This is a genomic window from Burkholderia sp. LFS061 (assembly GCF_047978125.1).
Classification (GTDB): Bacteria; Pseudomonadota; Gammaproteobacteria; order Burkholderiales; family Burkholderiaceae; genus Burkholderia; species Burkholderia pyrrocinia_C.
The window spans coordinates 33406-56173 of record NZ_JBFPFS010000008.1 but is presented as its reverse complement, the minus strand read 5'-3'; the positions used below and the strand labels follow the sequence as shown (position 1 = coordinate 56173).

At 66.2% G+C, this 22768-nt stretch carries 22 protein-coding genes and 2 pseudogenes; 12 read left to right on the top strand and 12 right to left on the bottom strand.

The features are described from left to right. Positions 1 to 31: 31 nt before the first annotated feature. Together ACNQQL_RS09720 and ACNQQL_RS09715 are read left to right on the top strand one after the other, a co-directional pair. Positions 32 to 1066, top strand: a complete 1035-nt coding sequence (locus tag ACNQQL_RS09720) for a folate-binding protein (RefSeq protein ID WP_347063993.1) — start codon at positions 32 to 34, stop codon at positions 1064 to 1066. A gap of 76 nt (positions 1067 to 1142) precedes the next feature. Then, the gene (locus ACNQQL_RS09715) at positions 1143 to 1988 is read left to right on the top strand and encodes an NRDE family protein (protein WP_072437173.1); all 846 of its coding nucleotides are present in this window, start codon (positions 1143 to 1145) and stop codon (positions 1986 to 1988) included. 16 nt (positions 1989 to 2004) lie between these two features. On the opposite strand, the gene ACNQQL_RS09710 is transcribed toward ACNQQL_RS09715, so the two are convergent. The 4 genes from ACNQQL_RS09710 to ACNQQL_RS09695 all read right to left on the bottom strand — a co-directional run bounded on the left by ACNQQL_RS09710 (position 2005) and on the right by ACNQQL_RS09695 (position 4437). After that, the gene (locus ACNQQL_RS09710; RefSeq protein WP_347063992.1) at positions 2005 to 2445 is read right to left on the bottom strand and encodes a GNAT family N-acetyltransferase; all 441 of its coding nucleotides are present in this window, start codon (positions 2443 to 2445) and stop codon (positions 2005 to 2007) included. Between the two features lie 42 nt (positions 2446 to 2487). Beyond that, complete coding sequence (locus tag ACNQQL_RS09705) at positions 2488 to 3447, bottom strand: alpha/beta hydrolase (RefSeq protein ID WP_347063991.1); 960 nt, start codon at positions 3445 to 3447, stop codon at positions 2488 to 2490. Between the two features lie 199 nt (positions 3448 to 3646). After that, positions 3647 to 4126, bottom strand: a complete 480-nt coding sequence (locus ACNQQL_RS09700) for a PaaI family thioesterase (RefSeq protein ID WP_072437170.1) — start codon at positions 4124 to 4126, stop codon at positions 3647 to 3649. Next, positions 4123 to 4437 (bottom strand): Dabb family protein, encoded by a 315-nt coding sequence (locus ACNQQL_RS09695; protein ID WP_347063990.1) that lies wholly within the window; start codon positions 4435 to 4437, stop codon positions 4123 to 4125. The genes ACNQQL_RS09700 and ACNQQL_RS09695 overlap by 4 nt, the downstream gene beginning before the upstream one ends. Positions 4438 to 4501: 64 nt before the next feature. On the opposite strand from ACNQQL_RS09695, the gene ACNQQL_RS09690 reads away from it, so the two are divergent. Then, positions 4502 to 4834: an Arm DNA-binding domain-containing protein gene (locus ACNQQL_RS09690; RefSeq protein ID WP_347063989.1), complete on the top strand. Its 333-nt coding sequence runs from the start codon at positions 4502 to 4504 to the stop codon at positions 4832 to 4834. A gap of 495 nt (positions 4835 to 5329) precedes the next feature. Continuing rightward, the gene (locus tag ACNQQL_RS09685) at positions 5330 to 5785 is read left to right on the top strand and encodes an avidin/streptavidin family protein (RefSeq protein ID WP_347063988.1); all 456 of its coding nucleotides are present in this window, start codon (positions 5330 to 5332) and stop codon (positions 5783 to 5785) included. Positions 5786 to 6100: 315 nt separating this feature from the next. Here the strand turns inward: ACNQQL_RS09685 and ACNQQL_RS09680 are convergent. Together ACNQQL_RS09680 and ACNQQL_RS09675 are read right to left on the bottom strand one after the other, a co-directional pair. Next, positions 6101 to 6601: pseudogene (locus tag ACNQQL_RS09680) on the bottom strand (hypothetical protein). Positions 6602 to 6841: 240 nt separating this feature from the next. Beyond that, positions 6842 to 7177, bottom strand: a pseudogene (locus ACNQQL_RS09675) (virulence protein E); the annotation flags it as partial. Between ACNQQL_RS09675 and ACNQQL_RS09670 the strand changes: the two are divergent. The 3 genes from ACNQQL_RS09670 (at position 7166) to ACNQQL_RS09660 (ending at position 10485) form a co-directional block, all read left to right on the top strand. Next, positions 7166 to 7771: a hypothetical protein gene (locus ACNQQL_RS09670; protein WP_347063987.1), complete on the top strand. Its 606-nt coding sequence runs from the start codon at positions 7166 to 7168 to the stop codon at positions 7769 to 7771. The pseudogene ACNQQL_RS09675 and the gene ACNQQL_RS09670 overlap by 12 nt on opposite strands. A gap of 411 nt (positions 7772 to 8182) precedes the next feature. Further along, the gene (locus ACNQQL_RS09665) at positions 8183 to 10327 is read left to right on the top strand and encodes a hypothetical protein (RefSeq protein ID WP_347063986.1); all 2145 of its coding nucleotides are present in this window, start codon (positions 8183 to 8185) and stop codon (positions 10325 to 10327) included. A 20-nt stretch (positions 10328 to 10347) separates the two neighbouring features. Further along, a complete protein-coding gene (locus ACNQQL_RS09660; RefSeq protein ID WP_347063985.1) occupies positions 10348 to 10485 on the top strand; it encodes a hypothetical protein in 138 nt (45 codons plus the stop codon). A 49-nt stretch (positions 10486 to 10534) separates the two neighbouring features. Here the strand turns inward: ACNQQL_RS09660 and ACNQQL_RS09655 are convergent, their stop codons facing one another. From ACNQQL_RS09655 to ACNQQL_RS09635, 5 genes are all read right to left on the bottom strand, one after another. Further along, positions 10535 to 11935: a GGDEF domain-containing protein gene (locus ACNQQL_RS09655; RefSeq protein ID WP_204423580.1), complete on the bottom strand. Its 1401-nt coding sequence runs from the start codon at positions 11933 to 11935 to the stop codon at positions 10535 to 10537. Between the two features lie 265 nt (positions 11936 to 12200). Next, on the bottom strand, positions 12201 to 13379 hold the full coding sequence (locus ACNQQL_RS09650; RefSeq protein WP_347063984.1) for an acetyl-CoA C-acyltransferase: 1179 nt from the start codon (positions 13377 to 13379) through the stop codon (positions 12201 to 12203). A gap of 51 nt (positions 13380 to 13430) precedes the next feature. Further along, entirely contained in the window at positions 13431 to 14063 is a 633-nt protein-coding gene (gene pncA, locus ACNQQL_RS09645; RefSeq protein WP_347063983.1) for a bifunctional nicotinamidase/pyrazinamidase, read from the bottom strand. A gap of 44 nt (positions 14064 to 14107) precedes the next feature. Beyond that, positions 14108 to 16192 (bottom strand): 3-hydroxyacyl-CoA dehydrogenase NAD-binding domain-containing protein, encoded by a 2085-nt coding sequence (locus tag ACNQQL_RS09640; RefSeq protein ID WP_347063982.1) that lies wholly within the window; start codon positions 16190 to 16192, stop codon positions 14108 to 14110. A 213-nt stretch (positions 16193 to 16405) separates the two neighbouring features. Continuing rightward, positions 16406 to 18049 carry a 3-(methylthio)propionyl-CoA ligase gene (locus ACNQQL_RS09635; protein WP_347063981.1) on the bottom strand — a complete coding sequence of 548 codons (1644 nt, stop codon included), beginning with the start codon at positions 18047 to 18049 and terminating at the stop codon, positions 16406 to 16408. A 155-nt stretch (positions 18050 to 18204) separates the two neighbouring features. Here ACNQQL_RS09635 and ACNQQL_RS09630 point away from each other — a divergent pair, with 155 nt between their 5' ends. From ACNQQL_RS09630 to ACNQQL_RS09610, 5 genes are all read left to right on the top strand, one after another. Further along, entirely contained in the window at positions 18205 to 19773 is a 1569-nt protein-coding gene (locus ACNQQL_RS09630; RefSeq protein WP_204423591.1) for a protein adenylyltransferase SelO, read from the top strand. A 46-nt stretch (positions 19774 to 19819) separates the two neighbouring features. Further along, positions 19820 to 20251 (top strand): peptide-methionine (R)-S-oxide reductase MsrB, encoded by a 432-nt coding sequence (gene msrB / locus ACNQQL_RS09625; RefSeq protein ID WP_072437159.1) that lies wholly within the window; start codon positions 19820 to 19822, stop codon positions 20249 to 20251. 158 nt (positions 20252 to 20409) lie between these two features. Then, the gene (locus ACNQQL_RS09620) at positions 20410 to 20940 is read left to right on the top strand and encodes a septation protein A (protein WP_034181202.1); all 531 of its coding nucleotides are present in this window, start codon (positions 20410 to 20412) and stop codon (positions 20938 to 20940) included. Between the two features lies 1 nt (position 20941). Further along, on the top strand, positions 20942 to 21250 hold the full coding sequence (locus ACNQQL_RS09615) for a BolA family protein (RefSeq protein ID WP_047900921.1): 309 nt from the start codon (positions 20942 to 20944) through the stop codon (positions 21248 to 21250). Between the two features lie 18 nt (positions 21251 to 21268). Continuing rightward, the gene (locus ACNQQL_RS09610; protein WP_175960995.1) at positions 21269 to 22051 is read left to right on the top strand and encodes a peptidylprolyl isomerase; all 783 of its coding nucleotides are present in this window, start codon (positions 21269 to 21271) and stop codon (positions 22049 to 22051) included. Positions 22052 to 22222: 171 nt separating this feature from the next. On the opposite strand, the gene ACNQQL_RS09605 is transcribed toward ACNQQL_RS09610, so the two are convergent. Next, positions 22223 to 22768 (bottom strand): N-acetyltransferase, encoded by a 546-nt coding sequence (locus ACNQQL_RS09605; protein ID WP_347063980.1) that lies wholly within the window; start codon positions 22766 to 22768, stop codon positions 22223 to 22225.

Below are 22768 nucleotides of genomic sequence, written 5' to 3'. Positions count from 1 at the left end.
TCAAAGTCAGGGTTGACTGTTCCCTCATTCCATGAGCTCACCGTTCGCTTCACCGGCTGCCCAGGCCGCATCCGCCTCGCTCCCCGTATTCCCCCGCCCGTCCGCCGCCGATTTCGATGCGCCGGGCGCCTGCATGCCGCTGCCGCAGTTCGGCGTGATCGACGTGGCCGGCGACGACGCCGCGACGTTCCTGCACAGCCAGCTGACCAACGACATCGAGCATCTCGATGCCGCGAGCGCACGGCTGTCCGGCTATTGCTCGCCGAAGGGGCGCCTCCTCGGGTCGTTCCTCGCGTGGCGTGCCGGCCACGATGTGCGCCTGCTGGTTTCGAAGGACTTGCAGCCCGCCGTGCAGAAGCGGCTGTCGATGTTCGTGCTGCGCGCGAAGGCGAAGCTCACGGATGCGAGCGACGCGCTCGCGGTGGTCGGCTTCGCGGGCGACGTGCGCGAAGCGCTGGCGGGCATCTTCGATGCGCTGCCCGACGGCGTGCACGTGAAGGTCGACGGGCCGGCCGGCACGCTGATTCGTGTGCCCGATGCGGCCGGCCGCAAGCGCTATCTGTGGATCGGCCAGCGCGCGGAAGTCGACGCACGCATCGCCGCGCTCGCCGGCACGCTGCCGGTCGTGTCGCCGGCCGTGTGGGACTGGCTCGACATTCGCGCGGGCGAGCCGCGCATCACGCAGCCGGCCGTCGAACAGTTCGTGCCGCAGATGGTCAACTTCGACGTGATCGGCGCCGTCAACTTCCGCAAGGGGTGCTACCCGGGCCAGGAAATCGTCGCGCGCAGCCAGTACCGCGGCACCATCAAGCGCCGCACCGCGCTCGCGCATGTCGCCGGCGAGACCGATACCGTGCATGCCGGCGTCGAGCTGTTCCACAGCGACGATCCCGGCCAGCCGTGCGGGATGATCGTCAACGCGGCGGCCGCGCCCGCGGGCGGCGTCGACGCGCTCGTCGAGATCAAGCTCGCCGCGCTCGACAACGGCACCGTGCACGTCGGTTCGGCCGACGGCCCGGCGCTCGCGTTCGACGCGCTTCCGTACGCGTGGCCGACGGAAGCGTGACGCACTGACAACCCGTTCGGGCGCCGGCTCGCGAGTCGCAGCCGGCGCCCGATGTTTCCTGCGAGAGATTCGCCCGATGTGTCTGATTGCCTTCGACTGGCAGCCTGATGCCGCCGCCGGTCCCGTCTTTACCCTCACCGCCAACCGCGACGAGTTCTTTCGCCGCACGAGCGCGCCGCTCACCTGGTGGGAGGATGTACCGGGCGTGCTGGCCGGCCGCGATCTCGAAGCCGGCGGCACGTGGCTCGGCGTATCGCGCGACGGCCGCTTCGCGGCGCTGACGAACTACCGCGCGCCGTTCGACATCCGCGCGGGCGCGCCCACCCGCGGCAAGCTCGTGTCCGATTTCCTTCGCGGCTCGTCCGTCGCGCCGCTCGACTATCTCGGGCAGCTTGCCGAGCATGCGGCCGTGTACAACGGCTTCAACCTGCTCGTCGGCGACTGGACGCGGCGCGAACTCGCGTGGTTCTGCAACCGAGCGCCCGACGGCGAAAGCAGTGTCGCCGCGCCCGTCGCGATCGCGCCCGGCGTGCATGCGCTGTCGAATGCGCGGCTCGATACGCCCTGGCCGAAAGTGGTGCGCAAGCGCGCGGAGCTCGGCACGCTGCTCACCGACAATCCGACCCCGTCGCTCGACGAACTGATCGATCTGATGCGCGACCCGCATGTCGCGGACGACGACGCGCTGCCGCATACGGGCATTCCGATCGAGCGCGAGCGCGCGCTGTCGGCAGCGTTCATCGAGACGCCCGAGTACGGCACGCGCGGCACGACCGCGCTGCGCGTCACGATGAAGGAAGGCGTGCGGCTGACGGTCGAGATCAAGGAGCGCTGCGACGACGACGGTTCGCACCGCACCGTCCGCCCGGGTGCGTTCGAGCGCACGTTCACGTTCGACGTCGACGCAACGCGGCCGCGCTGAACGCGCATTGCCCGCGCTACGGCGCGCGCGCCATCTCGACGTGCGGCACGCCAGCTTCGACGAACGGTTCGCCGACCGCCGCGAAGCCGTGCCGCACATAGAACGACACCGCCGAATCCTGCGCGTAGAGCCGCACGACGGTTTCGCCGCGGCGCCGCGCGGCAGCCAGCAGCGCGTGCAGCACGGCCGACCCGACGCCCTGCCCGCGCGCGTCGGCCAGCACGGCGACGCGGCCGATCGTGCCGGACGGCAGCAGCCTCCCCGTCGCGACCGCGCGGCGTATTCCCGTCGCCACATCGATCCTGTACGCGACCGCATGGAGCGATAGCGGATCGTCGTCGTCGAGCTCCCATTCCGGCGGAATCTGCTGCTCGCGCACGAATACCGCGTCGCGAATCCGCGCGGCGTCGCCACCCAGTAGCGTCCAGTCACCCGTTTCCACTACGCCGTCCGTCATCGCAGCCCTCCATGCGGCGCACACGCCGTCAAACGCCTGCCGTCAAACGTCGTCGAATGCGGCCTTCAGCGCCGCGGCCGCATCGGCATGCGCGGCCCGTACCTCGGGCACGTAGCCGCCCATCTTGAAGAATTCGTGGATCATCCCCGGATAGCAGACCAGCGTAACCGCGTTGCCGGCCGCGCGCAGCTTGTCCGCGTATGCGGCGCCCTCGTCGCTCAGCGGATCGTATTCGGCCGTCGCGATCCAGGCCGGCGCGACGCCCGCGAACGACGGCGCGTCGCGCGTGCCGTCGAGCGGCGCGAAGCGCCAGTCGTCGCGGTCGGCCGGATCGCGCACGTATTGCGTGAAGAACCACTGGATCGTGTCCTGCGACAGCAGGTAGCCGTTCGCGAGCCGTGCGTGCGATTCGGTGCCCTGGTAGCCCGTCACGCCCGGATAGATCAGCATTTGAAGCGCCAGGCGAATGCCTGCGTCACGCGCGAGCACCGCGCAGACGGTCGCGAGCGTGCCGCCCGCGCTGTCGCCGCCGACCGCCAGCCGCGCGGCGTCGATGCCGAACGCGGCGGCCTCGCGATGCAGCCAGCGCAACGCGTCGTCGGCATCGTTCACCGCGGTCGGAAACCGGTGCTCGGGCGCGAGCCGGTAGCCGACCGACAGCACCGCACATTGCGCGCCGTGCGCGAACATCCGGCACAGCGCATCGTGCGTGTCGACGCTGCCGACCGTGAAGCCGCCGCCGTGGTAGTAGACGAGCGCGGGCAGCGGCTCCGCGAGGCTCGGCTCGACCGGCTGGTACAGCCGTGCGCCGATCGTGCGGCCGTCGCGCGTCGGCACGACGCATTCCTCGACCGAATGCATCGGCGCCGGCGCGACGTCGAGGATCGGCGCGCTCTTCTCGTACGCGGCGCGCGCCTGTTGCGGCGTCTGATGGTGATAGGACGGACGTTTCGCGCGCTCGATCATGTCGAGCACCTGGGCGATCTTCGGATTCAGCGGCATCGGTGAAGACGGCGCCTGCGCGGCGCCGTGAACGGACAAGCGTCACATGATGCCATGCCCGCGTCGGGCCAGCGCTACGCGCGCCGCGTGTCGAAGTACCGGCCCTTCGGTGTCCTGTGAAGCGCGTCCTTCACGCAATCTCGCACCGCAAAACAAAACGGCCCTGCCTGTGAAGAGGCAGGGCCGTGCGTCGGGGCGCTTACGCGTCGCTCGGGCCGGGCTGCGCGTCCGGCGCCGTGCGCGAGCGTTGCCGCTTGATGTCGCGGCCCACCGCGAGCCGCCGCATGTACTTGAACGTACCGAGCGCCTTCGCGACGAAGTTGCCGTCGCTGTCGCGCACTTCGCCTTCGCAGTAGGCCATCGTCGTCGAACGATGCATCACGCGCCCGTACGCGCGCAATTCGCCGCGCCCAGGCTGCATGAAGTTCACCTTCATCTCGACCGTGACGACGCCGACGCCGTCGTCGGTCAGGCTGCGCGCCGCCATCGCGAGCGCGATGTCCGCGAGCGTCATCGTCACGCCGCCGTGTGCGATGCCCCACGTGTTCATGTGCCGCTCTTCGAGCGGCAGCACGATCTCGCTCGCGCCGTCCTTCGCGGACACGAGCTGCACGCCGAGCAGGTCGACGAACGGGCTTTCGATCGACGGGCCGTCCGCCGGGGATGCCGCGTCGCTCATCGTGCGCTGTCGACGACGTAGTCGACGCACTCGCGCGATTCGGCCACCGCGACGACGAATTTCTTCACTTCCAGGTGAACCGGGTGCACCTGGTAGGCGTCGAGCGCGGCCTTGTCCGCGAAATCGGACACGAGCACGATGTCGGAGGTCGCATCGAGGCCCGGCGTCGCCACGCCGACGTCGATCTGCAGGATGCCCGGCACGAGGTCGCGGCAGCCTTCGAGCTTTTCCTTCAGCTTCAGCGCGTTCTGCGCGCGCGTCGCGCCTTCCGCGGATTCCTTCAACTTCCACATGACGATATGTCTGATCACTTCGTTCGCTCCAGTTCGTGTTGGTTCAGTGATTCGCCTGTAACCCTTACCAGTCGGGCTTCCTATGCCCTTTCGCTGTTCGCTCGCGTTCGCCAGAAATCGCGCCCAGCCGAGAAAAAAGCGGGTAAGAAAGGGGGTATCACTCCAACCTTCCAAAGACGATACCCTCTTTTTTACCGTGCCACTTACCGACGTCAAGATCCGACAAGCGAAGGCAGGCGACAAGCCTACCAAACTTACCGACGCCAATGGACTGTATCTTGAGGTGCGTCCGTCCGGCTCCAAGCTCGGGCGATACCGATACAGGATTGCCGGGAAGGAGAATCTATTCGCGATCGGCGAATACCCCGCCGTCAGCCCCCGCGAGCTGAGTGCCTGTAGGATCCCCATTCCTTAAAAACGGGCACTTTGCCAACCCGCGCACCCGCACTCGTGGGCACCGACTTGGGCTTACAAAACGACGTTTATTGCATTTTCAGAAATTAAGTCAAGCATACCGAAACGGACTGAAACTCATCCTTAATTTAATCCCGCCCTATAATTTCTGGAGGATTTCGACATACATCTTGACTATCCTTAATCGCAGGACAATCTCTCGTGAAAAATATGAAATCTTCTATAAGGACATTCTGTTTTATCTAATAATCCGCTCCGATTGGTCACCTCAAGAGTCATTTCACGAAATACTCAAATCGTCGCCAGTGTAGTTGCTGAATGAAAACGACCGGACAAACACATCGCCCACTCGATCAAATCTCATCAAAGGATGATTGCTGCTAGCAGACATCATCAGTCGAGCTCGCACAAAATTCGTGCCGGATTGGGGTGAGGTTCGCCAGTGAGTGGTTGAGCCGATACGCGGGATCCGCACAGTAGAACGGAAGGAACCGAAATGAAGAAAACTCTCGTATCACTCGCTATTTTGGGGACCGTCGCATCACCTTCATGGGCCAACACGGCAACTTGCCAAAATCCAGTCGGCACGTGGCGCAACGAGTTGGGCTCAACAATGAAGATCTCCTCCATCGCGAGCAGTGGCGCCATTACCGGAACGTATATCTCACCTTCTGGAACTGGCGGACAGACCTTTTCACTTTCCGGCTGGTATTACGCGGCACAGTCTTCAAGCCCCGGACTTGATCAAGTCACGTTGGTTACATTTTCCGTAAATTGGAACAATAACTCGGTTAACTACAATAGCATTACAACATGGTCAGGACTTTGCCAAGTGACGAACGGTGCACCGACGATCACGGCGCTTTACTATTACGCAAACGCTTTCGCTCAGTTTCCGTGGAAACACGTCAATGTAGGGCAAGATATTTTCACACCAGTTAGCTCACAGTAAGAGGGCCGCTGCAGACGTTCCTACGCCCGAGTCGCGCGTCAGCGTCAGGACTCGAAATGAAAGCGCCTCGCTGCCAACGGATCGGCGCGAGGTGCAGTTCGAAGCACAACAAACAGCCCTGAGGGCTTACGCACTCAGGGCTTCTATATCCATTTCGTAGGGACGAACGCCCCCCCACACGACCTAACGGGCTCCACTATGTGTTCTTATGTCCCGAGAGGTTTGCACGACTAACGCGCGTTGCCAGCGAATATCCAGTGACGCGGTAAAGGATCTCTAACGTTTACGCGATCCGCTCTTGGAATGGAAGACGTTTCATTCTCGCAATTGTCGGCGCATTGTGTCGGATACCGATCCGTTCACGTGATCGGGCAGTGCGTGCATGTCATGAAAACGACGAGACCAGTGCCGACGATATTCATCGAGCGGGACGTCGATCGCTTGCGCACGCGCTGTTCGTCAATCGGCCGCTTGCCCGGGCCGGCGCAATCCAGACAAATGTAGCGGCCGTCTCGCCGTACGATGCCGCGCCCTTCGCATCGCACGCACTGATCGTTGATCCATTCGTCGAGCAAGCGCAACGCGAAGCGCTCGACTTCATGTCCTGCACGCTGATCGCGTCGCTCGTCACGCTTCAGGCCCGTGAACCGACTGCGCTTGAAACGACCCGACAAGCGGATCATCTGCGCAAACAGCAACGTCGCTTTGCGGATCGTCGCCGGCTTCGCCTCTTGCCCAGCGTTGATCCGGACCAAGCAACCGACCGAGATCGTTCGCAAAAGCGAGTGCGCCCAAAGTTACTTTAGGCTCGGCAATCGAGTCGGTGAACTAACCACGAACGCTCATTGCGATGCCTGCCCGATCCATCAAATCGATCACGACTCTCTCCTACTCGTCCTAATGTCTCAATGTCCCAAGGGAAAAGACTTGCAGGGGTGTGCGCCAGCGACATACGCGACATGCGCCGCTCACGTCGCGCATGTCGCGCCCCCGCACCGCGCCCGAGACCGCGCCTTGGGACATTGGGACACGGGACGTCCACAGCGCGCCATGCCATCACAGCGGACTGTCGTCATCGCCCGCCGCGACCAGTTCACGCTCGACTTCCGGTTCCTGATCCTCGCGCACGTAGTACCACCCGCGCGAACCGCTCGACTCGCGCTTGCGCACCCACCCGAGCGATTTCAGCGCCTTGCCGATGCGACGCTGTTCCGGCAGCGACCATTTCGACGTGTCGAGCTTCAGAATGTCGGCCAGAATCTCTTCCATCGTCGTGCGTGTCACGAATTCCAGGGCCTTGGCGATCTTGTTCTCGTACGCGTCGCCTTCGTAGCGCTCGGCCTGCTCGATCTCGAACAGCGGACGCTCCTGCTCGGTCACGTGCCACACGACAGCGATCTACTTGATACGAAGCCCGCCGGGAAATCGTGGCCTGTCACCGAGCCGGATGAAAACGGTGCCTGCGAGCCCGTCGAGACCCTGCGCGGCCCCGAGCGAACCGGTCGGATCAAGAGGCCGCTCGCTCACACTCGGATCGCACAACCGTCTCCGGGAGCGTGGATCTACGCGATCGAATACAACACTGGCACCAGCTTCGCGAGCGATGCACGGAAGGTACGCACTTTTTCACCGCATCGGCACTCGACGGCGCGATGCGCGCAAACGGCGGCAGGCACCGCCTACCAAACTTGGCGGCACCGATGGAACGATCGCACGGTTCGCGGCACCGAACCGGTGCCGATCACGGAGTCTGTCATCCGGATCGCGCTTTGGAGCCGGGAACGGCGCACGCCTTCCGCTGCATCGCAGGAACGCGGATTGCTCATGCGTCGCACGCTCCGTTTCCGCGCATTCCGGCATTGCCCGACAACAGTCGGCACAAATGCGGCGATTCAATTCCTGTCCGGCATCAATCGCCGAATTGAAACGTCATTGTCAATTGTTTCGCCCACCGGATATCCGGATTCCACTATTCATTTTCATTAAATCGCATATTTTACCGACTCAACGGGTAATAATTGCGATCGCCTTTTTCAATCGAATATTGGAAAATCGCGAAAACGTTATTGACTTCAACTTTCCCGTAAATTTAGAATCCCCTACGACGGCTTACGTTTCATTTTCTTCCGCCGGATACGAGTCGCCATTCGCTCGCGCGAAGGCCACCCCTGAGCCTTTTCCCGTGCCGCGCCGGGGCGACGCCCTCTGCCATTTCCGTTTTCGACACTGATCGATCATTTGCTTATTTTCCGCGCAATTCGCTCGTCGTAGAAGCATCACATCTCGATTAATTCCAGGGATTCGCCCGAATGCCCGCAGCACTGAACGAAACGGACTGAAGATCCGTTCATTCGGCCATTCCGATAAAAATCGCCAGTCATCAGGAGGGACATCAACATGCATCGCCTTGCGAAGTCGCTGTGTCTCGGGTTCGTCTGCGCCGGCCTGCTCGCGGCCTGTAACGACGACGACATCCGGTCGAGCGACGCACCGTCGCACAACGCCGCGTTGTCGTTCCGCATGGACACCGGTGGCCAGATCAATGCGTTCTACCGGCAGGACAAGGTCGCCGCGCACCTGCTGGCGCGCTCGTCGACGAAACCACGCCTGCTCGTGGTCTTCCCCGCCGGCAACAGCGGCACTGGGCTGTGGTTCGACGACACCGCACAGCCGGTGAACTGGAGCCTCGACACGCAACCGTCCGCGCTATCGGCCCCCGACACGCACGGCCGCCCGCTGTACGGCATCGGCGCCGACGTGTCGGTGGACACCGACACGCTGACGATCCGCCAGGGCGTGCTCAGCAACGTGCGCTTCCTGCGCGACTTCAACGGCGGCGCAACGATTCCGCAGCAGATCGTCACGGCGCCGACGATCCAGGGCAGCGCAGCGCAATGGCAGCGCGACCGGATCGACGGCGCGCCCGGCTATGCGCTGCGCATCACGCTGCGCGACGGCGGCAGCATCGCGCCGGCAGCGGGCGGCAAGCTCGTGCTGCGCGCACCGGCAGGCTCGCACACGCTGAAGCTGCATGTCGACGCGCTGTCGGGCGAAACGCCGCTGTCGCCGATCACGCGCGCCGATTTGCTCGCGCCGTCCGTGAACCCCGATCCGGTCAGCCAGAACGTGCTCGAATTCCTGAGCTTCCACGACAAGCTGCTGGCCGGCTCGTGGCAGTACGACACGTACTTCGGCCGCGACACGCTGATCTCGGTCCGCATGCTGATGCCCGTGCTCGAACCGGCGGCGATCGAGGCCGGTTTGTCGTCGGTGCTGAACCGCCTGTCGGTGGACGGCAAGGTCGCGCATGAGGAAGGCATCGGCGAATTCGCGCTGGTCGACAACCAGAAGAACGGGCGGCCGAACGATCCGACGCCGACCTACGACTACAAGATGATCGACAGCGACTACCTGCTCGCGCCGATCGCGGCCGCGTGGCTGATCGACGATACTCGCGGCCAGGCCCGCGCGGCCACCTATCTGGCGCAGCGCGGCAGCGACGGGCAGACCAACGGCAGCCGCCTGGTCGTCAACTTGCTGCACGTCGCGACGACCGCGCAGCCGTTCGCGCAGCAGCCGTCGGTCGCGAACCTGATCCACCTGCGGCCCGGAGAGATCGTCGGCAACTGGCGCGACAGCACCGACGGGCTCGGCGGCGGCGTCTACCCGTACGACGTGAACGCGGTGCTCGTGCCGGCCGCGTTGCGCGCGGCGAATGCGTTCCTCGCGCGCGGCCTGCTCGATCCGTACCTGGATGCCGGGCAGCGCGCGACGCTCGCCAACACGGCGAACCAGGCCGCCGCGTGGGAAACGTTGGCGCCGCCGCTGTTCCAGGTCAGCGTGCCGGCCGCGCAGGCAGCCACCGACGTGTCCGCCTATGCGCCGTCCGCCGGCGTGCCGGCCGGTGCCGCGCCGAGCGCACCGCTGTCGTTCTACGCGCTGTCGCTCGATCAGCAGGGCAACCCGGTTCCGGTGATGAATTCCGACGGCGGCTTCGCACTGCTGTTCGGCACGCCGCCGGACGATGAACTCCAGCGGATCGTCGCCGACGTCACGCGGCCGTTCCCGACCGGGCTCGTAACCGATGCCGGGATGCTGATCGCGAACCCGGCGTATGCGAACCAGTCGCTGTGGCCGAAGTTCACGAGCTCCGCATACCACGGCACGGTGATCTGGTCGTGGCAGCAGGCGATGTGGGTGGCCGGGCTCGATCGCCAGCTCGCGCGCCAGGACCTGTCGGCCGCAACCCGTGCGTTGCTCGCGCAGGCGCGGCAGACGATCTGGCAGGTGATCTCGAACGGGCGCGACATGCGCACGTCGGAGATGTGGACATGGTCCTATGTGAACGGCCAGTACCGGACCGATGCATTCGGCACGCGCAGCGCGGACGCGACCGAAGCCAACGCGGCGCAGCTCTGGAGTACGACGTATCTCGCGATCCGCGATCCGCAGCAGCGCGCGGGCAAGTACTGGTGGCAGGCGTCGCAGCGGATGCAGGACACGCAGCCGACCGGCAACGCGGCGGCCGTCGCGTCGCGATAGCGCATCGCACGGGGGCGCTGGTGCGCGTGCTGGAACACGTGCCGTCGGCCGGCACGCCGATGCATGTGGTGTGGCCCGCGACGCGGTTCCTGCCGCGCAAGCTGAGGGTGGCGATCGATGCGGTGCTGGCGGCGATTCCGCCGCTGCTCGCGTCGTAGGCGGCCGATTTCGACGAGCCGTGCGCGACTCGCCCCGCTCGCCCGGGCGTTACCGCGACACGACCCGGTTCCGCCCTTCCCGCTTCGCCTGGTACAGCCGCTCGTCGACCACGCGCAGCAGCGCATCGACCGTACTGCCGTCGACCCCGTATTGCGCGACGCCGACGCTGACCGTCACCTGCACGCGCTTGAAGTCCAGCCCGAACGGCGCACTCGCGATCGACGAGCGCACGCGCTCGGCCGTCATCCGCGCGCCCTCGAGCGGCATCTCCGGCAGCAGCGCCATGAACTCCTCGCCGCCGACTCGCGCGAGGCCGCCCGCCGGCCGGATCGCCTCGAGGCACTGGCGTACGACGCCGCGCAGCACCTCGTCGCCGATCTGGTGCCCGTACGCATCGTTGATGTTCTTGAAATTGTCGAGATCGAGCGCGAGCAGGCAAAACGGCGTGCCGTCGCGCTCGGCCCGCACCATCTCGCGCTCGACCTGCGCGATGAACTGCCGGCGATTCGATGCGCCCGTCATCGGATCGGTCGCGGCCATGTACTCGAGCTTCTGGTTCGTGCGCCGCAGTTCCTGCAGCGCGCTCTCGGCGCGCGCCATCGACTCCGACAGCCGGCTCATCAGGTCTTCCTGGCTGTAGATCGCCGAGAACGAGCGCGTCGTCTGCAGCGCCTGCACGACGCCGTAGCTGAGCAGGAAGAAGCCGCCCGCGAAGATCGCATGCGCGAGCCACCACATGTGGTTCCACGGCTTGCCGAGAATGAATGCGAGCGACGACAGCGCGAACGCCATGATCGACATGCCGTAGATCACCATCAGCGGCGAGCGGATTCGCCGCGCGAGCAGCACGCCGACGTTCAGCAGCGAGAACACGAGCGCGCCGCCCTCCATCGACAGCCGCGTGCCCAGCGCGCCCGCGACCGGCGAATACGCGATGTACGCAACGGCCACGTTGACGATCACGAAGAACATGATCCACGGCAGCCACGTCCGCACGCTCGTGCGCTTCTCGACGCGATCGGGCGGACGCGAATACGACATCAGGCCCGTGAGCAGCAGGATCGACATCACGAGCCGCGACGCGGGCCCATACAGCAGGAACAACCAGATATTGTGGTGCGCCATCCCGGTGAATGCACCGTGCAGCGAATAGATCATCGCGAAGCCGAGAAAGCCGAGCGTCAGCCAGCGCAGCAGCGGCTCGCCGGACGACCGGTAGCACACCCACGTCACGTAGGTGACGAACGCGCCCTCGAGGGTCGCCGCCGCAATCGCGATTTCATGGAACGCGTGGTTCTCGAACACGACGCGCGGGTCGCCGAAAAACCACAGATAGGCAATCAGATAGGCAGGCAGCAACGCGAATCCGACCAGCAGGCATTTCGCGTAAAGCCTCGCGGCCGCGCTGACGACGCGCGGCGGTTCCCCGGCTGCATAGGTCGTACTCATTCGGTCCCCGGTCGGTCTGCTGCGTTGGTTCAACCTTCGCGGCACATATCGCGCGACGTACGATCCGGCCCGTCGTGCCGAAAGGCAAATGTCAGAGCAAGTATAGGTGGGGCAATTCGTTTGACAAGTAAGGGGAAACGGCATTGCCGGGAGCACGCTTTTTGCCTCCCGATCGTTTCGAATGGCAATCCTGCCGCGCCGATTCGCGTCGCATCGCGGCCGCTGGCCTCGCCGAAGCGAAACCGCGGCCGCCACCAGCCAAAAATCAGATAATTTCGAACAGGCCCGCCGCGCCCTGCCCGCCGCCGATGCACATCGTGACAACCACGTATTTCACGCCTCGGCGCTTGCCTTCGATCAGCGCATGGCCCGTCAGGCGGGCGCCCGACACGCCGTACGGATGGCCGACGGCGATCGCACCGCCGTTCACGTTCAGACGATCCTCGGGAATCCCGAGCGTGTCGCGGCAATACAGCACCTGCACCGCGAACGCCTCGTTCAGTTCCCACAGGCCGATGTCGCCAACCTTCAGCCCCGCCTGCTTCAGCAGCTTGGGCACCGCGAACACGGGGCCGATGCCCATCTCGTCCGGTTCGCAGCCGGCCACCGCGAAGCCGCGGAACACGCCCAGCGGCTGCAGCCCTTCGCGCTGCGCGGCAGCGGCGCTCATCACGACGCACGCCGACGCGCCGTCCGAGAACTGGCTCGCGTTGCCGGCGGTGATCACGCCGCCCGGCACGGCCGAACGGATCTTCGACACGCCTTCGAGCGTCGTGTCGGGACGGATGCCTTCGTCGGCCGATACGGTCACTTCCTTCGTGAACAGGCGGCCCGTCGCCTTGTCGGCGATACCCGCGAGCACGGTGATCGGCACGATCTCGTCGCGAAAACGACCGGCTTCCTGGGCGGCCGCGGCCCGCAGTTGCGACTGCACGCCGTACTCGTCCTGCCGCTCCTTCGAGATTCCGTAGCGCTTCGCGACGTTCTCGGCCGTCTGCAGCATGTTCCAGTAGATCTCGGGCTTGTGCTCGACCAGCCAGCCCTCCTGGACCATGTGCCGGTTCATCTCGTTCTGCACGCACGAGATCGATTCGACACCGCCCGCGACATATACGTCGCCTTCGCCCGCGATGATCCGCTGCGCGGCCAGCGCGATGGTCTGCAGCCCCGACGAGCAGAAACGGTTCACCATCATCCCCGGCACGGTCACCGGCAGCCCCGCGCGCAGCGCGATCTGCCGCGCGATGTTCGCGCCGGTCGCGCCTTCGGGGTTCGCGCAGCCCATGATCACGTCCTCGACGCGCGCGGGGTCGAGCTTCGCGCGTTCGAGCGCGGCCGCGACCACATGGCCGCCGAGCGTCGCGCCGTGCGTCATGTTGAAGGCGCCGCGCCAGGATTTCGCGAGCGGCGTGCGTGCGGTCGATACGATTACGGCTTCGGTCATGCGAGTCTCCTTCGGTCCTGCTTCATGTCCTGAATCGGATGGGGGAATGCGCTACGCCGCCGGGCGCGCGCCCGCGGACGTCACATGTGCGACGCCCGCTGCCTGCATCTGCTGCCATGCGTGCGCGAGCGACCCGTTCAGGTCGATCGCGCGGCACGCGTCGTTGATCACCGCGGCTTCGAAACCGGCCGCGCGCGCATCGAGCGCCGACCACGCGACGCAATAGTCGGTCGCGAGCCCGCAGCACCACACGCGCTTCGCGCCGAGTTCGCGCAGATAACCCGCAAGCCCCGTGCGGGTCGTGCGGTCGGCCTCGACGAACGCGGAATAGCTGTCGATCTGCGCGTCGCCGCCCTTGCGGATCACGAGCCGCGCCTGCGGGATGTCGAGGTCGCGATGCAGCGCCGCGCCGTCGGTGCCCTGCACGCAGTGCGCGGGCCACAGCACCTGCTCGCCGTACGGCAGCGCGAGCGTCGAGAACGGCTCGCGCCCCGGATGGTTCGCCGCGAACGACACGTGCTCGCGCGGGTGCCAGTCCTGCGTCAGCACGACCTGATCGAAGCGTCGCGCGAGCGCGTTGATCACCGGCACGACCGCGTCGCCGTCCGGCACCGCGAGCGCGCCGCCCGGCATGAAGTCGTATTGCACGTCGATCACGAGCAGTACGTCGTCGGTGCGTTTCATTGCGTTTCTCCTGCGGAAATCGGTTGCGCCGCCGCGCGATATCGTCAGCCGTTGAACCCGCGGCCGGCCTTCGCGAGCTCCACGATCGACGGCGCGAGCTGCCATGCGTCGCCGTTCGGCGCGGCCGCATAGCGGCGAATCGCGCGCTCGACGTTGTAGAGGCCGACCATGTCCGCGTACAGCATCGGGCCGCCGCGCCACAGCGGAAAGCCATAGCCGGTCAGGTAGACCATGTCGATGTCGGACGCCTTCGATGCGATCTTCTCTTCGAGGATCTTCGCGCCTTCGTTGACGAGCGCGAACACCAGCCGCTCGACGATCTCGTCGTCGCCGATCTTGCGCCGCTCGACGCCGCGCTCCTTCGAATACGCGACGACCATCTCGTCGACCAGCGACGACGGCTTCGCCTTGCGATCGCCCGGCACGTAGTCGTACCAGCCGGCGCCGGTCTTCTGACCGAAGCGGCCCTGCTCGCACAGGCGGTCGGCGATCTTCGAGTACTGGAGATCCGGCTTCTCGACGTAGCGACGCTTGCGGATCGCCCAGCCGATGTCGTTGCCGGCGAGGTCGCTCATCCGGAACGGCCCCATCGCGAAACCGAACTTCTCGATCGCGCGATCCACCTGCGCGGGCAGCGCGCCTTCCTCGAGCATGAAGAGCGCCTGGCGGATGTACTGCTCGATCATCCGGTTGCCGATGAAGCCGTCGCACACGCCCGACACGACCGCCGTCTTGCGGATCTTCTTCGCGACGGCCATCACGGTCGCGAGCACGTCCTTCGCGGTCTGCGCGCCGCGCACGACCTCGAGCAGCTTCATCACGTTCGCCGGGCTGAAGAAGTGCATGCCGACGACGTCCTGCGGACGCTTCGTGAACGCCGCGATCCTGTCGACGTCGAGCGTCGACGTGTTCGACGCGAGGATCGCGCCCGGCTTCGCGACTTCGTCGAGCTTCCTGAACACCTGCTCCTTCACGCCGAGTTCCTCGAACACGGCCTCGACGATCAGGTCGGCATCCTTCAGGTCGTCGTAGGACAGCGTCGGCACGATCAGCGCCATGCGCGCGTCGAGCTTCTCCTGCGTGAGCTTGCCCTTCTTCACCTGCGCGTCGTAGTTCTTGCGGATCGTCGCGACGCCGCGCTCGAGCGCTTCCTGTTTCGTCTCGAGCAGCGTGACGGGCAGCCCCGCGTTGACGAAGTTCATCGCGATCCCGCCGCCCATCGTGCCCGCGCCGATCACGCCGACGCGACGGATCTCGCGCAGCGGCGTATCGGCCGGCACGTCGGGAATCTTGCTCGCCGCACGCTCGCCGAAGAACGCATGGCGCAGCGCGCGGCTTTCCGGCGTCATCATCAGCGCGACGAAACCCTCGCGCTCGGCGACGCTGCCCTTGTCGAAGCCGTTCAGCACGCCGGCCTCGATCGCGTCGATGCATTTGTGCGGCGCGGGGAAGTTCGGCGCCGCGGCCCGCGCGGAATTGCGCGCGAACTGGATGAAGCCCGCGGCGTTCTCGTGGACGATCTTGCGGTCGCGCACACGCGGATGCGGCCCCTTCTGCGCACCGACTTTGCGCGCGAACGCGACGGCCGCGTCGAGCAGGTCGCCGTCGGCCATCTCGTCGAACAGCCCGCTCTTCGCGAGCTGCTCGGACGGCACGGGCGCGCCCGACACGATCATGTTCAGTGCGGTTTCGAGCCCGACCGCGCGCGGCAGGCGCTGCGTGCCGCCCGCGCCCGGCAGCAGGCCGAGCTTCACTTCGGGCAGCGCGACCTGCGCGCCGGGCGCCGCGACGCGGTAGTGCGCGCCGAGCGCGAGCTCGAGGCCGCCGCCCATCACGACGCTGTGCAGCGCCGCGACGACGGGCTTCGCGCTCGCCTCCACCGCGCGGATCACGGTGTGCAGCGTCGGCTCCTGCAGCGCCTTCGGCGTATTGAATTCGGTGATGTCGGCGCCGCCCGAGAACGCGCGGCCCGCGCCGGTCAGCACGATGGCCGTGACCGACGGGTCCTGCGCGGCGCGATCGAGCGCGTCCATGACGCCCTGCCGGGTCGACAGGCCGAGCCCGTTGACGGGCGGATTGTTGAGCGTAAGGACGGCCACGCCGTCGCGAGTCGAGTAATCCACTGCCATCTGCCTGCCTCCATGCATCGCGCGCCGGGGTGGCTGCGCTTCATTGTGCGCGGTCGAACGGCCGCATGTCCGGATCGAACGGAGGCAGCATACAACGAAAAAGCACGGTCGTTCAATTTGAATTTGTATCCCGACCGAGGGACGGATCGGGCGACCGGATCGCGGGCCGTCGCCGGCCCGGGCCTGCCTGGCCTTATGGCGCCTTGCGGCTCCTTATGGCTCGCACACCGCCGTCGGCAACACGTAATCGCGGAACGTCTCGCGCAGCTTCAGCTTCTGCAGCTTGCCGGTCGCGGTATGCGGCAGCGATTCGACGAACACGACGTCGTCGGGGATCCACCATTTCGCGACCTTGCCTTCATAGAACGCGAGCAGCGCGTCGCGGCTCAGGTTCGCGCCTTCGCGCGGCACCACGACCAGCAGCGGGCGCTCGGTCCACTTCGGGTGCGCGCATGCGATGCACGCGGCTTCGGCCACGCCCGGGTGCGCGATCGCGACGTTCTCGATGTCGATCGAGCTGATCCACTCGCCGCCCGACTTGATCACGTCCTTGCTGCGGTCGGTGATCTGCAGGAAGCCGTCGGGGTCGATCGTCGCGACGTCGCCGGTCGGAAACCAGCCGCCCGACAGCGGCGACGCGTCGCCGCGAAAGTAGTGATCGATCACCCACGGCCCGCGCACCTGCAGTTCGCCGAACGCGACGCCGTCCCACGGCAGCTCGGCGCCGTCCTCGCCGACGATGCGCATGTCGACGCCGCAGATCACGCGTCCCTGCTTCTCGAGCAGCCGGCGCTGCGCGTCGAGCGGCCGCTGCGACTGCGCCCAGTTGAGCTTCGCGAGCGTGCCGAGCGGCGACAGTTCGGTCATCCCCCATGCATGGATCACGCGCACGCCGTATTCGTCCTCGAACGTGCGCAGCATCGCGGGCGGGCACGCGGAGCCGCCGATCACCGTGCGGTTCAGCGTCGAGAAGCGCACGCCGGCTTCGCGCATGTAGTTCAGCAGGCCGAGCCACACGGTCGGCACGCCCGCGGAGAACGTCACGCGCTCGGCTTCCATCAGCTCGTACAGCGATTTCCCGTCGAGGTCCTTGCCCGGCAGCACCAGCTTGCCGCCCGTGAGCGGCACCGAGTACGGCAGCCCCCACGCGTTGACGTGGAACATCGGCACGACGGGCAGCACCGCATCCATCGCGGACAGGTTCATCGCGTCGGGCAGCGCCGCGCCGTACGCGTGCAACACCGTCGAGCGGTGCGAATACAGGACGCCCTTCGGATTGCCGGTCGTGCCCGACGTGTAGCAGAGCCACGATGCCTGCTGCTCGTCGAGGCGCGGCCAGTCGTAGCGGCCGTCCTCCGCTTCGACGAGCGTTTCGTAGCAGAGCAACGGCGTCGCGCAGGATGGCAGGTGCGCGGCGTCCGTCATCGCGACCCAGCCCTTCACGTGCGGGCATTGCGGCGCGATCGCGTCGACGAGCGGCGCGAAATTGACGTCGAACAGGACGTAGCGGTCTTCCGCGTGATTGACGATGTACGCGATCTGCTCGGGGAAGAGGCGCGGGTTGATCGTGTGGCATACGGCACCCATCCCGCCGATCCCGTAATACGCCTCCAGATGCCGGTAGCCGTTCCACGCCAGCGTGCCGACGCGGTCGCCGGTTTCGACGCCGAGCCGTGCGAGCGCCTGCGCGAGCTGCTTCGCGCGGCGTTCGCAATCGCGGTACGTGTAGCGATGCACATCGCCCTCGATGCGCTTCGACACGATCTCGGTGTCGCCCGCGTGACGCGCGGCATGCGCGATCAGCGAGGACACGAGCAACGGCATGTCCATCATCTGGCCCAGCAACGGCTTACCCATCGTCTTGTTCTCCCGGAAGGACGCGAATCGGTGACCGGCCTCGAACCGGCGCGCGCCCGTCAGCGGCCCGGACGGGCGCGGCGCACGGTGCGCGGGCCGCCATGCGGGCGGCGCGGCGCCGCCTTACAATATCGGCTTACCCAGAGGCGCTCAACATGTCGTTTTCCCGAAGCGCAGCCGATCCGGCTGACACCTTGCCCGACCTCGCCGCCACGCTCGGCGCACCCGCCGAAGGCGCGTTCGTCCAGCTCGGCGACGCGTTTCATACGCGGCTGCCGGCCGCGCCGCTTGCCGCGCCGTACGTCGTCGGCTTTTCCGACGAAGTCGCGCAACTGCTCGACCTGCCTGCGTCGCTCGCCGCGCAGCCCGGCTTCGCCGAACTGTTCGCCGGCAACCCGACACGCGACTGGCCCGCAACCGCGATGCCGTACGCATCGGTGTATTCCGGCCACCAGTTCGGCGTGTGGGCCGGCCAGCTCGGCGACGGCCGCGCGCTGACGATCGGCGAGCGCACCGGCACCGATGGCCGCCGCTACGAGCTGCAACTGAAAGGCAGCGGCCGCACGCCGTACTCGCGGATGGGCGACGGCCGCGCGGTGCTGCGCTCGTCGATCCGCGAATTCCTGTGCTCGGAAGCGATGCATCACCTCGGCATCCCGACCACGCGCGCGCTGACGGTGATCGGCTCCGACCAGCCGGTGGTCCGCGAGGAGATCGAGACGTCGGCCGTCGTCACGCGCGTGTCGGAAAGCTTCGTGCGCTTCGGCCACTTCGAGCATTTCTTCTCGAACGATCGCCCCGACCTGCTGCGCCAGCTCGCCGATCACGTGATCGACCGTTTCTATCCGGATTGCCGAAACGCGGACGATCCGTACCTCGCGCTGCTCGAAGCCGCGACACTGCGCACGGCCGACCTCGTCGCGCAGTGGCAGGCCGTCGGCTTCTGCCACGGCGTGATGAACACCGACAACATGTCGATCCTCGGCGTGACGATCGACTACGGCCCGTTCGGCTTCGTCGACGCGTTCGACGCGAACCATATCTGCAACCACTCCGACAACAGCGGCCGCTACGCATACCGGATGCAGCCGCGCATCGCGCACTGGAACTGCTATTGCCTCGCGCAGGCGCTGCTGCCGCTGATCGGGTTGCAGCACGGCATCGCCGATGACGATGCGCGCGCCGAGCGCGCGGTGGACGACGCGCAGGCCGTGCTCGCGAAGTTTCCGGAACGCTTCGGCCCGGCGCTCGAACGCGCGATGCGCGCGAAGCTCGGCCTCGAGGTCGAGCGCGAGAACGATGCCGAACTCGCGAACAAGCTGCTCGAGACGATGCATGCGAGCCATGCTGATTTCACGCTGACGTTCCGCCGCCTCGCGCAACTGTCGAAGCACGACGCGAGCCGCGACGCGCCCGTGCGCGACCTGTTCATCGACCGCGACGCATTCGACGCCTGGGCGAACCTCTATCGCGCGCGGCTGTCCGAGGAAACGCGCGACGATGCGGCACGTGCGGCCGCGATGAACCGCGTGAACCCGAAATACGTATTGCGCAACCATCTGGCCGAAGTCGCGATCCGGCGCGCGAAAGAAAAGGATTTTTCGGAGATCGAGCGGCTCGCGCAGATCCTGCGCCGGCCGTTCGACGAACAACCGGAGCATGACGCGTACGCGGCGTTGCCGCCCGACTGGGCCGGGTCGCTCGAAGTGAGCTGCTCGTCCTGAAGTACCCGACCCGCGCGTATCGACCGACCGATCAGGAGAACCCCACATGTCCCACGATTCCGACGACAAGACCTTCCCGTACGAGAAGGACGACGCCGAGTTGCGCCGCCGGCTCACGCCGATGCAGTACGAGGTCACGCAGCATGCGGCGACCGAGCGCGCCTTCACCGGCGAATACACCGACACCGAAGACGCCGGCATCTACAAATGCGTCGTCTGCAGCACGCCGCTGTTCGAATCCGGTTCCAAGTTCCATTCGGGCTGCGGCTGGCCCAGCTACTTCAAGCCGCTCAACGGCGAGGTGATCGACGAGAAGGTCGACTACTCGCACGGCATGGTGCGCGTCGAGGTCCGCTGCAACCATTGCGGCGCGCATCTCGGCCACGTCTTCGAGGACGGCCCGCGCGACAAGACCGGTTTGCGGTACTGCATCAATTCGGCTGCGTTAAACTTCGAGTCCCGACCCGAAAACGAATGAGCGGCGCCGGGCGGATCGGCGAGACGGCCCTTTGGGGGCGACCTTCGCCGGGCGGCCTGCTCTCGGGCTGGCCGCCCCGATCCGCGACGGCGGTGCCTGGCGGGTCCCTACAACGGTGAAAGGCCGCGCACGCGGCGTTTCACGCAGCTGCGAGCGCCATGAAATTCCTGTTCGATCTGTTTCCGATCATCCTGTTTTTTGTCGCCTTCAAGGTCTGGGGCATCTTCACCGCCACCGCCGTCGCGATCGTCGCGACGCTGGCCCAGGTCGCGTGGGTCGCCTTCCGGCACCGGAAGGTCGACACGATGCTGTGGGTCAGCCTCGGCGTGATCGTCGTCTTCGGCGGCGCCACCCTCGTCCTGCATGACGAGAAATTCATTCAATGGAAACCGACTGTGCTGTACTGGCTGTTTGCGGTCGGGCTGCTTGCCGCGCGCTATGCGTTCGGCAACAACCTGATCGAGAAGATGATGGGCAAGCAGCTCACGCTGCCGCACCCCGTGTGGGACAAGCTGAACGTCGCGTGGGCGCTGTTCTTCGCGGTGCTCGGCGTCGCGAACCTGTACGTGGTGCACAATTTCACCGAATCGCAATGGGTGAACTTCAAGCTGTTCGGCACGACGGGCGCGATGGTCGTGTTCATCATCCTGCAGAGCCTGTGGCTCACGAAATACCTGAAGGACGAATGACATGACGGACGCCTTTCTCCACGCGTCGCCCGACGAACGCATCGCGCTGATCGAGGCACGCCTCACCGCGTCGCTCGCCCCCGTGTCGCTCGCCGTGCGCGACGATAGCGCGCAGCACGCGGGCCACGCCGGCGCGGCCTCGGGCGGCCACTACACGGTCACGATCGTGTCGGCCGCATTCGCGGGCAAGCCGCGCGTCGCGCGGCACCGGCTGGTGTATGATGCGCTCGCTGATGCGATGCAGCGCGGCATTCACGCGCTCGCGATCGTGGCTTACACGCCCGAAGAATTCAACGAATCTTCAATCTAGTCTCATTAGGAATTCCCGATGATCCTGAAATCCCCTCGCCTGTGGGTCGCGGCGGCTGCTTTCGCAGCGGCACCGGCATTTGCCCAGAACATCGCCGTCGTCAACGGCACGCCGATTCCGAAGTCGCGCGCGGACGCGATGGTTGCCCAGCTCGTCCAGCAAGGCCAGACCGACAGCCCGCAACTGCAGCAGGCCGTGCGCCAGGAACTCGTGAACCGCGAAATCCTGATGCAGGAAGCGATCCGCGAAGGCATCCCGAACCGTCCGGACGTGAAGGCGCAGGTCGCCGTCGCGCAACAGACCGTCGTGCTGCGTTCGATGATCGAGAGCTTCCTGAAGAAGAACCAGCCGACCGACGCAGAAGTGAAGGCGCGCTACGACGAACTCGTCAAGGGCGCCGGCGGCAACCGCGAATATCATCTGCACCACATCCTCGTCGACAGCGAGCAGCAGGCCAAGGATCTGATCGCGAAGATCAAGGCCGGCGCGAAGTTCGAGGATCTCGCGAAGCAATACTCGAAGGATCCGGGTTCGGGCAAGAACGGCGGCGATCTCGACTGGTCCGACCCGAAGGCGTACGTGCCGGAATTCTCGGCGGCCGCGCAGAAGCTGCAGAAAGGCCAGATGACCGACGCGCCGGTGAAGACGCAGTTCGGCTGGCACATCATCCGCGTCGACGACGTCCGCGACATCGCGCCGCCGCCGTTCGACCAGGTGAAGGCGCAGATCGCGCAACAGCTCGTGCAGCAGAAGCTGCAGGCGTTCGAGGAAGGTCTGCGCCAGCAGGCAAAGATCCAGTAACGCAGGCGCCCGTCGCCCGTGCATCGGAAAGCCGCTCTTCGGAGCGGCTTTTTCATTTGGCGCGCCGGAGCGCATGCATCGTGGGGCTCCGGCAGTCAGTCGACGCGCGATAAAAAGGCCGCTCCGAAGAGCGGCCTCTCGTGCCGGACATCACCCGCGCCGCAGCGTTCGCTACGCGGGATGGAGCGCGTCGTGATAGCGCACTTCGCCCGACGGCAACGGCGCCGCTGCATCGAACGGCAACGCGAGGAAATACTCGGGCGGCACGTCGGGAAACACGATGTCGCCGGACGGCTCGAACCCGAAGCGCGCGTAGTACGCGGGATCGCCGAGCACGACGCAGCCGCGCGCGCCGAGCCGGCGCAACGCGTCGAGCCCCGCGCGCACGAGCCCGGCGCCGATGCTCTGCCGCTGGCAGTCGGGCAGCACCGCGAGCGGCGCAAGCCCGTACCATTGCTGTCGATCCGCCGGCTCGCCGCCGATCGCGACTGGCGAGAACGCGACGTGGCCGATGATGCGGCCGTCGCGCTCCGCGACGAGCGACACGCTCAGCGCACCGTCCGCGCGCAGCGCGTCGACGATTCGCCGCTCGAACTGCCCGCCCTGCGGTTCGCCCGCGAACGCCGCGACGATCACACGGCCGATCGCGTCGGCCTCGCTCGCGCGCTCGTCGCGCAGCGTGACGACCTCGACCGGCGCATTCGGGTCGAACCTCAT

Coding starts and splice junctions, on each gene's coding strand:
- ACNQQL_RS09720 (WP_347063993.1), top strand. CDS start 32: ATGAGCTCACCGTTCGCTTCACCGGCTGCCCAGGCCGCATCCGCCTCG.
- ACNQQL_RS09715 (WP_072437173.1), top strand. CDS start 1,143: ATGTGTCTGATTGCCTTCGACTGGCAGCCTGATGCCGCCGCCGGTCCC.
- ACNQQL_RS09710 (WP_347063992.1), bottom strand. CDS start 2,445: ATGACGGACGGCGTAGTGGAAACGGGTGACTGGACGCTACTGGGTGGC.
- ACNQQL_RS09705 (WP_347063991.1), bottom strand. CDS start 3,447: ATGCCGCTGAATCCGAAGATCGCCCAGGTGCTCGACATGATCGAGCGC.
- ACNQQL_RS09700 (WP_072437170.1), bottom strand. CDS start 4,126: ATGAGCGACGCGGCATCCCCGGCGGACGGCCCGTCGATCGAAAGCCCG.
- ACNQQL_RS09690 (WP_347063989.1), top strand. CDS start 4,502: ATGCCCTTTCGCTGTTCGCTCGCGTTCGCCAGAAATCGCGCCCAGCCG.
- ACNQQL_RS09685 (WP_347063988.1), top strand. CDS start 5,330: ATGAAGAAAACTCTCGTATCACTCGCTATTTTGGGGACCGTCGCATCA.
- ACNQQL_RS09665 (WP_347063986.1), top strand. CDS start 8,183: ATGCATCGCCTTGCGAAGTCGCTGTGTCTCGGGTTCGTCTGCGCCGGC.
- ACNQQL_RS09655 (WP_204423580.1), bottom strand. CDS start 11,935: ATGAGTACGACCTATGCAGCCGGGGAACCGCCGCGCGTCGTCAGCGCG.
- ACNQQL_RS09650 (WP_347063984.1), bottom strand. CDS start 13,379: ATGACCGAAGCCGTAATCGTATCGACCGCACGCACGCCGCTCGCGAAA.
- pncA (WP_347063983.1), bottom strand. CDS start 14,063: ATGAAACGCACCGACGACGTACTGCTCGTGATCGACGTGCAATACGAC.
- ACNQQL_RS09640 (WP_347063982.1), bottom strand. CDS start 16,192: ATGGCAGTGGATTACTCGACTCGCGACGGCGTGGCCGTCCTTACGCTC.
- ACNQQL_RS09635 (WP_347063981.1), bottom strand. CDS start 18,049: ATGGGTAAGCCGTTGCTGGGCCAGATGATGGACATGCCGTTGCTCGTG.
- ACNQQL_RS09630 (WP_204423591.1), top strand. CDS start 18,205: ATGTCGTTTTCCCGAAGCGCAGCCGATCCGGCTGACACCTTGCCCGAC.
- msrB (WP_072437159.1), top strand. CDS start 19,820: ATGTCCCACGATTCCGACGACAAGACCTTCCCGTACGAGAAGGACGAC.
- ACNQQL_RS09620 (WP_034181202.1), top strand. CDS start 20,410: ATGAAATTCCTGTTCGATCTGTTTCCGATCATCCTGTTTTTTGTCGCC.
- ACNQQL_RS09615 (WP_047900921.1), top strand. CDS start 20,942: ATGACGGACGCCTTTCTCCACGCGTCGCCCGACGAACGCATCGCGCTG.
- ACNQQL_RS09610 (WP_175960995.1), top strand. CDS start 21,269: ATGATCCTGAAATCCCCTCGCCTGTGGGTCGCGGCGGCTGCTTTCGCA.
- ACNQQL_RS09605 (WP_347063980.1), bottom strand. CDS start 22,768: ATGAGGTTCGACCCGAATGCGCCGGTCGAGGTCGTCACGCTGCGCGAC.